The organism is Bradyrhizobium sp. BRP56 (assembly GCF_020194035.1).
GTDB lineage: Bacteria > Pseudomonadota > Alphaproteobacteria > Rhizobiales > Xanthobacteraceae > Bradyrhizobium > Bradyrhizobium australafricanum.
On sequence record NZ_JADYVV010000117.1, the window covers coordinates 1 to 12,056 of the forward strand.

10 protein-coding genes are annotated in these 12,056 nt (G+C 65.8%); 4 read left to right on the forward strand and 6 right to left on the reverse strand.

Features of this window, described 5'->3' with window-relative positions; genetic code table 11:
* Nucleotides 1–109: 109 nt before the first annotated feature.
* From I6F38_RS41930 to I6F38_RS41940, 3 genes are all read right to left on the reverse strand, one after another.
* Complete coding sequence (locus I6F38_RS41930) at nt 110–802, reverse strand: OmpA family protein (RefSeq protein WP_225164501.1); 693 nt, start codon at nt 800–802, stop codon at nt 110–112.
* Entirely contained in the window at nt 799–1,212 is a 414-nt protein-coding gene (locus tag I6F38_RS41935; protein ID WP_057015016.1) for a hypothetical protein, read from the reverse strand. Before I6F38_RS41935 ends, I6F38_RS41930 begins: the two co-directional genes overlap by 4 nt.
* A 76-nt stretch (nt 1,213–1,288) precedes the next feature.
* The gene (locus tag I6F38_RS41940) at nt 1,289–3,880 is read right to left on the reverse strand and encodes a UvrD-helicase domain-containing protein (protein ID WP_225164502.1); all 2,592 of its coding nucleotides are present in this window, start codon (nt 3,878–3,880) and stop codon (nt 1,289–1,291) included.
* A 291-nt stretch (nt 3,881–4,171) separates the two neighbouring features.
* On the opposite strand from I6F38_RS41940, the gene I6F38_RS41945 reads away from it, so the two are divergent.
* A complete protein-coding gene (locus tag I6F38_RS41945; protein WP_016846258.1) occupies nt 4,172–4,345 on the forward strand; it encodes a DUF1328 domain-containing protein in 174 nt (57 codons plus the stop codon).
* Nucleotides 4,346–4,387: 42 nt separating this feature from the next.
* Here the strand turns inward: I6F38_RS41945 and I6F38_RS41950 are convergent, their stop codons facing one another.
* A complete protein-coding gene (locus I6F38_RS41950) occupies nt 4,388–4,876 on the reverse strand; it encodes a thioesterase family protein (protein ID WP_225164505.1) in 489 nt (162 codons plus the stop codon).
* 160 nt (nt 4,877–5,036) lie between these two features.
* Here I6F38_RS41950 and I6F38_RS41955 point away from each other — a divergent pair, with 160 nt between their 5' ends.
* The 3 genes from I6F38_RS41955 (at nt 5,037) to I6F38_RS41965 (ending at nt 8,599) form a co-directional block, all read left to right on the forward strand.
* Complete coding sequence (locus I6F38_RS41955) at nt 5,037–6,461, forward strand: FAD-linked oxidase C-terminal domain-containing protein (protein ID WP_028332515.1); 1,425 nt, start codon at nt 5,037–5,039, stop codon at nt 6,459–6,461.
* 126 nt (nt 6,462–6,587) lie between these two features.
* Nucleotides 6,588–7,970, forward strand: coding sequence for a Spy/CpxP family protein refolding chaperone (locus I6F38_RS41960; RefSeq protein ID WP_225164503.1), 1,383 nt, complete (start codon nt 6,588–6,590; stop codon nt 7,968–7,970).
* Between the two features lie 236 nt (nt 7,971–8,206).
* The gene (locus I6F38_RS41965; protein WP_092088648.1) at nt 8,207–8,599 is read left to right on the forward strand and encodes a hypothetical protein; all 393 of its coding nucleotides are present in this window, start codon (nt 8,207–8,209) and stop codon (nt 8,597–8,599) included.
* A gap of 294 nt (nt 8,600–8,893) precedes the next feature.
* Here the strand turns inward: I6F38_RS41965 and I6F38_RS41970 are convergent, their stop codons facing one another.
* Together I6F38_RS41970 and I6F38_RS41975 are read right to left on the reverse strand one after the other, a co-directional pair.
* Nucleotides 8,894–10,582, reverse strand: coding sequence for a SulP family inorganic anion transporter (locus tag I6F38_RS41970; protein WP_225164504.1), 1,689 nt, complete (start codon nt 10,580–10,582; stop codon nt 8,894–8,896).
* 91 nt (nt 10,583–10,673) lie between these two features.
* Nucleotides 10,674–11,405, reverse strand: a complete 732-nt coding sequence (locus tag I6F38_RS41975) for a cytochrome c biogenesis protein CcdA (protein WP_016846251.1) — start codon at nt 11,403–11,405, stop codon at nt 10,674–10,676.
* Nucleotides 11,406–12,056: the final 651 nt, after the last annotated feature.

A 12,056-nucleotide genomic window follows, 5' to 3' on the forward strand; every position in this document is an offset into this window, starting at 1 on the left:
GATTGGGGCCCGGGCGGGGGCGGGTCAAGCGCAGATAGGGACGTATGATCCGTTCTGCAATCACCCGCTAGGGCAGAAATTTATTCCGCGGCGTGGCGGAAATGCTGCTTCAGTGCTTCTTCGCCGATTTTGCCGGCTTCTTGGCGGCGGCCGCCGGGGCAGGGTGCGCGGGCGGCGCGCTGTCGGCGAGCTTCGCGACCAGCATGATCTGCACCTGGTTGTTGACCGGCGCGTTGGGCTTGGCGGGATCGAGCAACTGCTCTTCGCCGAGCCCGACCGATTGCAGGCGCTTCGCGGTGATCTTGAAGGTGTTGACCAGGATGTCGCGGATCGCGTCGGCGCGCCGCTGGCTCAGCAGCACATTGTTCTCGCGTCGTCCGGTCGATTCGATGTGGCCGACGATCAGGAAGGTGTAAGGCAGCAGCGAGGAGTGCGTCAGCGCATCGGCGATCCGCCCGACCGTCTGATACGATTCCGGCAGCACGATCGGCGTGTCGACGTCGAACGCGATGTCGACGTTGAACGTCGGCAGCTTGGTCAGATCTGGAGCGATCGGCGGCCGCTTCGAGGGCGGCGGCTCGTTCTTCGATCGCGACTTCGATCGTTCGGCCACCTGCTGGCGCAGCGCAGGGACATCGATCTCGGCGTCTGTCTCAAAATGATTGAGCTTGGCGATGACGTCGTCGCGCGTGATGGCGGTCTGCGCCGGCGCCGGCGCAATCGGCATCGCCAGCAAAGCCAGCGTGCCCAGCAGGGCCAAAAGGCCAGGATCGCGCAAGCCTCGCCTCGACAGCCGCATCATTGATACCCCGCGTCATTGATCGCCTGGGTGCAGTTGCGGCTGAGGCCCTTGGCGCTGACGAGGCAGGGCACCGACTTGCTGGTCTCCTTGGTCGAGCCGCCGCAGACCTTGACGATCTCGCGGGTGCAGGCATTCGCAACGGTGACGCGCGCCGCGATCCGCTTCTGGATCGCATCGAGGGTGGAGAAGTAGCTCTCCTTGCACTGCGGCGAGATCACGTCGCGGTTGCGCGACAGGCATTCCTTGAGGCGGTTGGAGTCGAGATTGACGCCGCGGCAGTTCGCGGTGATGTCGGCGCCGCAGGCCTTGGCCAGTTGCGCTGCCGAATCGCCAAAGCTCATCGTCTCCGCGACCGCCAGCGACGGCGCAGTGAGCGCGATGACAAAAAGGAAAAACCTCCCCCGGACCATGGATCCATCTCAACCCATGAAATCAACTGGGGTCAAGGGCTACGAACAGGGAAGGCCGCTAAAGAAGGTCGCTATGTCACACCCGTTGCACAAAGCTGTCGACCACCTTCTTCTCGCCGGCCTTCTCGAAGGCGATGGTCAGCTTGTTGCCGTCGATCTTCACCACATGGCCGTAGCCGAATTTCTGGTGAAATACCCGGTCGTCCAGCGAAAAATCCGACGTCGTGCCGGTGGACTTCGCCACCAGCTCGCCTTCGATCACGACAGGGCCCCGCTTGGTGCGATTGAAGCTTTCGGAGGAAAAGGAGGATTGCCGCTCCTCGAAGCCGCTGCCGCCGCGGCCCCCGCCGCCGCGGTTGCGGTTGGCCTGGGCACGCTGCCAGCCCGGGGTCGAATAGCTCGAGCCGAATGATTCGAGGTTGTCGAAGCGCGAGGCGCCGTAGCCGCCGCTGCCGCCCCAGCCCGATCCGCCCTTGGATTCGGTGATCTCGACATTGTGCGCCGGCAGCTCGTCGAGGAAGCGCGAGGGGATCGTGGTCGACCAGGTGCCATGGATGCGGCGGTTGGTGGCGAAGTAGATCTTGGCGCGGCGGCGCGCCCGGGTCAGCCCGACATGGGCGAGGCGGCGCTCCTCCTCGAGCCCGGCGCGGCCCTGTTCGTCCAGCGTGCGCTGGCTCGGAAACAAGCCTTCCTCCCAGCCCGGCAGGAACACGTTGTCGAATTCCAGTCCCTTCGCCGAATGCAGCGTCATCAGCGACACCGCCTCGTCGCCGGCCTCGCCGTCGCGGTCCATCACCAGCGAGATATGTTCGAGAAACCCTTGCAGGTTCTCGAATTCCTCCATCGAACGCACCAGCTCCTTGAGGTTCTCCAGCCGGCCGGCGGCATCAGCCGAGCGGTCCTTCTGCCACATCTCGGTGTAGCCGCTCTCGTCGAGCACGATCTCGGCGAGCTCGGTATGCGAGGTGACCTCGCGCTGGGCACGCCAGCGGTCGAACTGCATGACGAGATCGCGCAAGGAGCCGCGCGCCTTCGGCTTCAGTTCGTCGGTCTCGACCACGGCGCGGGCCGCCTCGAACAGCGGAATGCGGCGCTTGCGCGCATGGTCGTGCAGCAGCTGCACGGTGGCGTCGCCGAGCCCCCGCTTGGGTACGTTGACGATGCGCTCGAAGGCGAGGTCGTCGGCCGGCGAGTTGATGGTGCGCAAATAGGCCAGCGCATCGCGGATTTCGGCGCGCTCGTAGAATCTGGGGCCGCCGATCACGCGGTAGGGCAGGCCGAGCGTGACGAAGCGGTCTTCGAACTCGCGCATCTGGAACGAGGCGCGCACCAGGATGGCGACGTCGTTGAGGTTTTCGCCTGCGCGCTGCAGCTCCTCGAGCTCCTCGCCGATCGCGCGCGCTTCCTCCTCCGAATCCCAGGAGCCGGTGACGGTGACCTTCTCGCCGTCGACATCCTCGGTGCGCAGCGTCTTGCCGAGCCGGCCTTCATTATGCGCGATCAGATGCGAGGCCGCGGCCAGGATGTGGCCGGTGGAGCGGTAATTGCGCTCGAGGCGGATGACCTTGGCGCCGGGGAAATCGTGCTCGAAGCGCAGGATGTTGTCGACCTCGGCGCCGCGCCATCCGTAGATCGACTGGTCATCGTCGCCGACGCAGCAGATGTTCTTGAGGGGTTGTTGCGTGGTGACGTTTTCCTCGTCATTCCGGGGCGCACCGCCAGGTGCGAACCCGGAATCTCGAGTTGAGTCCTCATTGCTTCGGGATTCCGGGTTCGCCTCTTCGAGGCGCCCCGGAATGACTGGCGCGTTGGTTGCTCCCGGAATGACGTCGGCAAGGCGTCGCTCCGGCCGCGACGGCGCCTGCGACAGCAGGCGCAGCCACAGATACTGCGCGACGTTGGTGTCCTGATATTCGTCGACCAGGATGAACCTGAAGCGGTTCTGGTACTGCCGCAGCACATCCGGATTTTCGCGGAACAGCCTGATGTTCTCGAGCAGCAGGTCGCCGAAATCGGCCGCGTTGAGGATCTTCAGCCGCTCCTGATAGGTCGCGTAGATCTTGCCGCCCTTGCCGTTGCCGAACGAGGCCGCTTCACCCGCCGGCACCTGCGACGGCGACAGGCCGCGGTTCTTCCAGCCGTCGATCAGGCCGGCCAGCATCCGCGCCGGCCAGCGCTTGTCGTCGATGTTCTCGGCCTGCAGCAATTGCTTCAACAGCCGTACCTGGTCGTCGACGTCGAGCACCGTGAAGTTGGATTTGAGCTGCACCAGCTCGGCATGGATGCGCAGGATGCGGCCGCCGATCGAGTGGAAGGTGCCGAGCCACGGCATGCCCTCGACCGCCTGGCCGAGCATCTGGCCGAGCCGCAGCTTCATCTCGCGCGCCGCCTTGTTGGTGAAAGTCACCGACAGGATTTCGTGCGGCCGCGCGCGGCCCTGGCTCAGGATATGCGCGATGCGCGTGGTCAGGACGCGTGTCTTGCCGGTGCCGGCGCCGGCAAGCACCAGCACCGGACCGTCGAGCGTCTCGACCGCTTCGCGCTGCTCCGGATTGAGGCCGTTCAGATATTGCGGACCGGCCGCCGCCCGCGCACGCGCGGCGATGCCGCCAGCCGCCGGCTGGTGCTCGGGAACGCCGTGATGGGGCAATTTGCTCGGCTCGGTCATTGGCGAATCGTCTCGGCCCCACGATGGCACCGCAGGATGGTGAAGGGGAGCCTTCTTAACAGGGATTGAAGGCCATATAGGGCCTGATCGGCCGTTTTGACAGGTTTTATCGCGGCTGACGGGAACGCTTTTGGCAGCAGCCCAGACTCAATCCGGTTCCGGAAATCGGCGAAAATTTCGCGGTTTCACGCTCAGGAACCCGCGTTTCCCGGCCGGATTGTTTCAACAGGTGCGCGCCGGACGAAGGTCCGCGCCCGAGAAACAGCAAGGAAACGAAGCGGAGTTTTGATCATGCTGAGCTGGGTCGTCACGTTCCTGGTCATCGCCCTGATCGCGGGCATTTTGGGCTTTGGCGGCATCGCCGGCGCCTCCGTCGAAATCGCCAAGGCGATCTTCTTCATCGCCGTCATCCTGTTTCTGGTGTCGGCGGTGGTCGGATTGGTCCGCGGCCGCACAAGGGTCTAGCGAGGCCGCGAAGCGGCGGCCGCTTCGCTTGCAAACGCCATGTTACTTCGCCGAGGGCATCGCCACGTTGCGGCCGATGCCCTCGGGACGCGGTACGCCCGCATAGCTGTCCACGATCGCTTGCGCGCGGGCGCGGATGTCGGGCGGAAACGGCGCCACCTTGCGCGCCGCCATGTCGATGTGCAGCGTGAGGTTTTCCGAGGTCGCGGAGAGCCAGCCTTCGGTGGCATGGCGCAGCTCCTCGAACGTGTGCAGCCGCTTCTCGTCGGCGCCGAGCAGGTGGACGTGGACTTGCACGGGATCGCCGAGATGAATTTCCCTGAGATAGCGGACGTGGCACTCGGCGGTGAAGGTCGAGCACTGCCGCGCCTTCATGTAGGCCGGCCCGATGCCGAGCTGCAGCCACATCTCGTCGATGGCGCGGTCGAACATCACATTGTAGTAGGCCATGTTGAGATGGCCGTTGTAGTCGATCCATTGCGGCTCGATCTGCATCACCGAGGATCTGAACGGGGCCGGCGGAAGCGGCATCTCGCTGGTGGCAGTCACTGAAGTCATGATCCATCCCCGGTTTGCTGGCGTTCGAGCATGAGCTCTTCTGTGACTCCGGCGTCCACTTTTTCAAGTCAGGCTCTCTTGACCCCTTATACAAGCTTTGCCACGGTCGGCTAAAGGTGGGAGGAAATTTGACGTGGCGACAACGATTTCGGGCAATGTGACGCGACCTGATCCGCAGGCCCTGAAGCGCGCGATCGACGCGCTGGCGGCGCGGTTCGGCAACCGGCTCGTCACGTCGCAGGCGGTGCGCGAGCAGCACGCCCATACCACTACATGGCTGCCGACCCAGCCGCCGGATGCGGTCGTGATGGCGCAGGAAACCGCCGACATCCAGGACGTGGTGCGAATCTGCGCCGCCAATCGTGTGCCGGTCATCGCCTTCGGCACCGGAACCTCGCTCGAGGGGCAGGTCAACGCGCCCGCGGGCGGCATCTGCATCGATCTGCGCGACATGAACAAGGTGCTCGAGGTGCATGCCGAGGACCTCGACTGCGTGATCCAGCCCGGCGTGACGCGGAAGGCGCTCAACGAGCATCTGCGCGACCAGGGCTTGTTCTTTCCGATCGATCCCGGCGCCGATGCCTCGCTCGGCGGCATGACCTCGACCCGCGCCTCCGGCACTAATGCGGTGCGCTACGGCACCATGCGCGAGAACGTGCTGGCGCTGAAGGTGGTGCGCGGCGACGGCGAGATCATCACGACAGGCACGCGCGCCAAGAAGTCGTCGGCCGGTTACGACCTGACGCATCTGTTCGTCGGCGCCGAAGGTACGCTCGGCATCATCTCCGAACTGACCATCCGTCTGCGCGGCATTCCCGACACGATCGCGGCGGCGGCCTGTTCGTTCGATACGGTGCGTGGCGCCTGCCAGGCCACGATCCTCGCGATCCAGACAGGCATTCCGGTCGCCCGGATCGAGCTGCTCAATGCCGCGCAGGTGAAAGCCTGCAACAGCTATTCGAAGCTGTCGCTGCCTGAGACGCCGCTGCTGCTGCTGGAATTCCACGGCAGCGAGGTCGAGGTCGCCGAGCAGTCGAAGAATTTCCGCGACATCGCCGCCGAATGCGGCGGCGGCGACTTCACCTGGACCACCAAGCCGGAAGACCGCACCAAGCTGTGGCAGGCCCGGCACGACGCCTACTGGTCGGTGAAGGCGCTGCGCCCCGGGGACAGCATCGGCGTGGTCGCGACCGACGTCTGCGTGCCGATCTCGCGGCTCGCCGACTGCGTCACCGAGACCGAGGAGGATTTGCAGCGGCTCAACCTGCTGTCGCCGATCGTCGGCCATGTCGGCGACGGCAACTTCCACTGCTCGCTGCTCTGCGACGTCAACGACAAGGGCGAGATGGCGCGCGGCGAGGAGTTCATGCACCGCCTGGTCGAGCGCGCCCAGGCCATGGGCGGCACCTGCACCGGCGAGCACGGCATCGGCCAGGGCAAGCAGAAATACTTGCAGGCCGAGCTCGGCCCGGAAGCGCTCGACGCGATGCGGGCGCTGAAGCAGGCCCTCGACCCGCAAAACATCTTCAATCCCGGAAAGATCGTCCCGGCCGCTTGAGGCGTCGTCACGCCGCGCAGCGTTCGCGAGCCCGCGCGCGGCGCGTGTCACGCGCGGAACTTTTCCGCCCGCCCGGCGTCTCACTTGTATTGCCGCGATATGTGCGGTGCACGGAGGGAGGACGCCGTGATCGGACGGGCAATCGGAATTGCGGTCATGGTCGTTGCGATGGCGCTGTCGGGCGATGCGATCGCCCGAGGCGGCGGCGGGCACGGCGGCGGCGGCCATGGCGGCGGGCATGGTGGCGGCCACGGACATGGCGGTGGCCATGGCCACGGTGGTGGCCATGGACGTGGCGGGCATGGCTTCGGCCACATGCATTTCGGCGGCGGCCATCATGGCGGGTTCGGCCGCTCGCACGCGATCTCGCGATCAGGCTTCGCCGGCCATGGCGCCTTCGCATCGCGCGGGGGTGGCAATTTCGGCCGGGTGCGCAATGCCGCAATCGCACCAGGTCATATGCGCAATGCGTTCAACTCGCTGTCGCGCAACGGCGCATTGCGCAACGGCCGGCTGTTGAGCAACCCGGCGGCGCGTGCGCAGATCGCCGCGGCCGCGGCGCTCGCCGGCTGGCACGGCGGGACTGTCGCCAACGGCTGGTGGCAGCATCCCGGCGGCGGCTATGGCTGGGTCGGCCCGCTGTTCTGGCCGTTCGCGTACAACGATATCTACGACTACGCGATCTGGGGCGACGACATCGGATTCTGGGGCTACGGCTATCCGGACATCTATGCCGGCATCTTCGGGCCTTATGGGTATGACGATCTCCGGGCCTATCTGCCGGAGCGCCGCACGGGCCGCCGTTACCGCGGCGGCGGGCGCATCGAGCAGATGTGCGGCAATGACAGCCGTTCGGTCGCCGGCCTGCCGGTAGATCAGATGGCGGATACGGTGCAGCCGACCGAAGCGCAATCGGTGGCGCTCGGCGAGCTCGGCAACGCGTCGCTCGCGGCTGCCCAGGTGATTCGGGCGGCATGTCCCGCGCAGGTGGTGTTGACGGCGCCGAACCGCCTCGCGGCCATGCAGCAGCGGATCGAAGCGATGGTCACCGCGGTCGGAATCGTGAAGCCTCCGCTGGAGAAATTCTACGGCCTGCTCGATGACGAGCAGAAAGCGCGGCTCAACGCGCTTGCCGAGAACCAGCGCAAGGAAGTCGCGGCGCGCGATCCGAACGCGACGGTCGCCCAGAGCTGCGGCGCTGCACAGCCGGCGATGCAGGAATGGCCGACCGGCGAGATCGAGGCGCGGCTGCAGCTCAGCGACGCCCAGCGCGGTGCGCTTCAGGCGCTGCAGGATGCCAGCGCCGACGCCGCGCGGAAGCTGAAGGCCGCGTGCCAGACCAACGAGGCGATGACCCCGCCTGCACGTCTTGCCTTCGTCGTCAAGCGGCTCGATGTCATGCTGCAGTCGGTCAAGGATGTCCGTGCCGCGCTTGAGAATTTCTACGCCACGCTCAGCGATGAGCAAAAGGCGCAGTTCGAGGCGATCGGGCCGAAACGATCGGCCTAGAGCCTCGTCGGTTCGCGTGAAAACGCGGCAAGCGAAAACCCCGCAGCCTCGGCTCTGACGCAATCAGAACCGAAACGGGCTTTATTCCATGAGTTCGACATCAATTCGCGCGCGGATCGGCCGCGGGTGTGGCCGCCGGGCCATAGTGTGCACCTCTTGCTCGGCACCGAGTCGACTCTGCGGTTCACAGGTTGCGCCAAGGCCAGCTATGTTTGCCGTGCTTTCAAGGTGCGGCAATGTGGTGGTTCAGCAAGGACGAGCACAAGGATATCTGGGACGATCCCGTCGCGCATCCGCTCGGCGACATCGAAGCTGCGCAGCGGATCCGTGCGATCTGCCGCGATGCCGCCGGCTGTGCCGAGGCGGTCGGCTCGCCCGACAAACGTTCAGCGAAGAAGCAGCAGATCGAGCGTGATCGCTACGAGCGTGCCGCCAAGGTCGCGATGGAGACCGCGATGAGGATCTCCGACGAGCTGGTGCGGGATTCCGCGGTGCGCGAGATCGTCGGTCTCTGCATGAAGGCCAACAACATCAAGACGGGGCGGGCGCTGCTCCGCGCCATCCACGCGGGCTCGATCAAGGCGGAAGTCCTGAGGGAGCATCCGACGCTCGAGGGCGAGCAGGCCTGAGGTCGTCCGGTAGCCCGGATTGAGCGTAAGCGAAATCCGGGACGGTTCATCAACGCGCGAGAAGATCCCGGATTGCGCTTCGCTTCATCCGGGCTACGCAGCTGAGCTCCGTCATTGCGAGGAGCGATAGCGACGAAGTAATCCATGCTTCTGCATATGCCACACGATGGATTGCTTCGCTTTGCTCGCAATGACGGAGGATAGTGCGTAGCCCGCATGAGCGAAGCGATATGCGGGAACGGTTTCCCGGGTATCGCTTCGCTCACCCGGGCTACGGACGGATCTCATCAATCTCTACGCCTGTCCGCCGAGCGTGCGGACCGCTTCGTCGACGCTGTGGAAGACGTGGTCCCGCGGCAACACCTCGTAGAGATCGAAGCGCTCGAATGCGTCCTGCGCGCGCTCGGATTCGAGCCGCGCCACCGCCACCGTCACGCCGTCATCGCGGCATTCGCGAAACAGGTCGCGCAGCGCCTGCGCCGCCGTGAAATCGATCTCGATCATGCCGCTGGCCTCGATCACCAGCAGCCGCGGCTTGGGCGTCGTCCCGCCGATGGCCTTGAGCACGCCGCTGTGGAAGCTTTCCGCGTTGAGGAACGACAATGGCGCCTGCAGGCCGACGACGGCAATGCCGGGCTTGCGCTCGCCTGTGACGTGCGGGCCCGTCGGCCACCAGATCGTGGTGCCGGGCACGTGGACGAATTCGACCAGCTGGCCGCGCGTCGTGGTCCAGATGCCGTGCAGCAGCGACAAGGCGATGCCGACGGCGACGCCTTGCTCGATCGGCAGCACGATGATCGCGGCCGCCGTCGCCACCACCAGCAGGAATTCATAGAACGACTGGCGGAAGATCGCGACGATCTGCTTCACGCGGATGATGCGCAGCGCCACGAACAGCAGCACGCCCCCGAGTGCCGCGTCGGGCACGTGCCGCAGCAGCGTTGCGCCGAAGGCGAGCAGCGCGAGCACGATGGCCGCGGCAAACAGCCCCGAGAGCTGCGTGCGTCCGCCGGTCTCGGACACGATGCCGGTCCGCGGCGGGCTGGCGTTGACCGGAAAGGCGCCGAACAGCCCGGACAGCAGGCTGCCGGCACCGGCGCCGAGGAAGTCGCGATCGACGTCGGCCGGCTTGTCCGGATCGGACAGGAACGAGCGCGTCGTCGCGGCGGTCTGCACCATGACGACAACGGCGATCAGGATCGCCAGCGATAACAGTTTGATCCAGCGCTCCGGCGCGATGTCCGGAAACGATGGCGTCGGCAGCGTCCCGGGCACGGTGCCGACCACCTTGACGCCCTTGCTTTCGAGATGGCCGGCGATCACGGCAACGGTGGCCACGACAAGGCCGATCAGCGCGCCCGGAATGCGGGCGCTGATCTTCTCCGATCCGGCGACCAGCGCCAGCACGCCGAGGCCGATCGCCAGCGTGTAGAAATTGGTTTGACCGATCTTCTCGGTGAGCACCCCGAGCTTGTAAAGCGTCGGCCCGTCCGGCGTGGTCAGGCCGAGCACGCCGGGTAATTGCGAGACCAGGATGTGGACCGAGATGCCGGCGAGGAAGCCCACCGTCACCGGCGTCGACAGTAAATTGGCGATCCAGCCGAGCTTGAACAGGCTGCCGGCGACCATGATCGCGCCGACCATCAGCGCCAGCGCCATCGCCAGCGCCTGATAGTCCGGCGAGTCGGCGGTCGCCATCAGCGCGAGGCCGCCGGCGAAGATCGGCGTGATCGTGGAGTCGGCGCCGCAGGACAGGAAGCGGTTGGCACCGAACATCGCAAAGCCGAGCGAGCCGGCCATGAAGGCGAAGAAGCCGATCTGCGGCGAGAAGCCGCCGAGCCGCGCGGTCGCCATCTGCTCCGGGATCGCAATCGCGGCGAGCGTCAGCCCGGCGATCAGGTCACCCGGCAGGTCGCTTGGCCGGAACGACCTGAGCGAACGGAAGACCGGCCAGCTGGCGCGTGTCTGACGATCCTGGCCCATCGGTGCCCCGTGAGGATTGCGACGATTTCCCGATAGTCCGACATGGCGCGGCCAAAAGCCAGCCGACGGCAGCCTGCGTCGGCGTGAAGGCCTAGCCGATATTTTGCAGCGCCGGGAAGGTTTCCAGCAGCCAGACGCTGACGCTCGAGACTGCGCCGGTCAGGAAGCCGATGCCGGTGACCACCATCAGCACGCCCATCACCCGCTCGACGGTGTCGAGATGGCGCTTCATCCGCGCGAACAGCGAGGAGAACTGCTTGACCATGAAGGCCGCAAGCAGGAACGGGATGCCGAGCCCGGCGGAATAGACCGCGAGCAGGCCGGCGCCCTTCGTCACCGTGGCCTCGGCGGCCGCGATCGAGAGGATCGCGGCGAGGATCGGCCCGATGCATGGCGTCCAGCCGAAGGCGAAGGCCAGGCCCATGACGTAGGCGCCCCACAGCCCGACCGGCTTCGGCGCGGTCAGCCGCCCCTCGCGCATCAGCAGGCCGATCCGGGTCACGCCGAGGAAGTGCAGGCCCATGATGATGATGACGATGCCCGCCAGGATGGAGAGCTCGGCCGACCAGGCGCGCACCAGCCCGCCGACGAAGGAGGCGCTGGCGCCGAGCGCGACGAACACGGTGGAGAAGCCGAGCACGAACATCAGCGCCGCCGTCATCACCGCCCGCTTGGAGGCCGCGGTGGCGCCGTCCTGGTTGACCTGCTCGATGGTCGCGCCGGTCAAATAGATCAGATAGGGCGGTACCAGCGGCAGCACGCAGGGCGAGAGGAAGCTGACCAGACCGGCGATCAGGGCCGCCGGGATCGAGACGTCGTGCATCAATGAAACCTTCGCAGAATAGCGCTCCTGTCTTGGCGTCTACGCGGCCAACAATCCAGAAGTTTCGTCGTCGCAGCCTTCAACTATGGTCACAGGCCCGTGTGCGGGTCGACTCTCGTGGCGGGCGCGGAATGCCGGTGAGGCGAGCACGCGGCGCGGCTCCCTCCGGCAAGGGGAGGGAACCCTTCCGGCGGTGCCTCGCTCACGCGTCAATCACTGATGCGGATTTTTGACCTGCAAGCGGCACCACACATTCGCTGTCGTCCCGGCCTAGTTGCGCAATTGCGCACGGGGGGCCGGGACCCATAACCACCGCTGAACTTGGTTGCGCGACGCTGGAACGACGAGTCCCACCGACAACATCCGCTGCGGCGTATGGGTCCCGGCTTTCGCCGGGACGACGATCGGGATGTAGGTCGCGCCGCATATTCGATGTCGTCCTGGCGAAAGCCAGGACCCATTACCCCAAATGTCAGGTCTTGCGCGACGCTGGGGCCATGATCCCGGTCACAACCACTTGCGGTGGTTGATGGTGTGGACGGCCCCCTACGGCATCAGTGTGCCAGAATGAGGTTGTCTAGATCTCATACAAGGGAGCCGTCCGTGAACCAGATTATCCGCATTGGGATTGATACGTCGAAGTATATTTTT

Bases quoted from the DNA above. Each gene is read 5' to 3' on its own strand.
- I6F38_RS41935 (WP_057015016.1), bottom strand. From the start codon at position 1,212: ATGGTCCGGGGGAGGTTTTTCCTTTTTGTCATCGCGCTCACTGCGCCG.
- I6F38_RS41965 (WP_092088648.1), top strand. From the start codon at position 8,207: ATGTGGTGGTTCAGCAAGGACGAGCACAAGGATATCTGGGACGATCCC.
- I6F38_RS41945 (WP_016846258.1), top strand. From the start codon at position 4,172: ATGCTGAGCTGGGTCGTCACGTTCCTGGTCATCGCCCTGATCGCGGGC.
- I6F38_RS41970 (WP_225164504.1), bottom strand. From the start codon at position 10,582: ATGGGCCAGGATCGTCAGACACGCGCCAGCTGGCCGGTCTTCCGTTCG.
- I6F38_RS41950 (WP_225164505.1), bottom strand. From the start codon at position 4,876: ATGCCGCTTCCGCCGGCCCCGTTCAGATCCTCGGTGATGCAGATCGAG.
- I6F38_RS41930 (WP_225164501.1), bottom strand. From the start codon at position 802: ATGATGCGGCTGTCGAGGCGAGGCTTGCGCGATCCTGGCCTTTTGGCC.
- I6F38_RS41940 (WP_225164502.1), bottom strand. From the start codon at position 3,880: ATGACCGAGCCGAGCAAATTGCCCCATCACGGCGTTCCCGAGCACCAG.
- I6F38_RS41975 (WP_016846251.1), bottom strand. From the start codon at position 11,405: ATGCACGACGTCTCGATCCCGGCGGCCCTGATCGCCGGTCTGGTCAGC.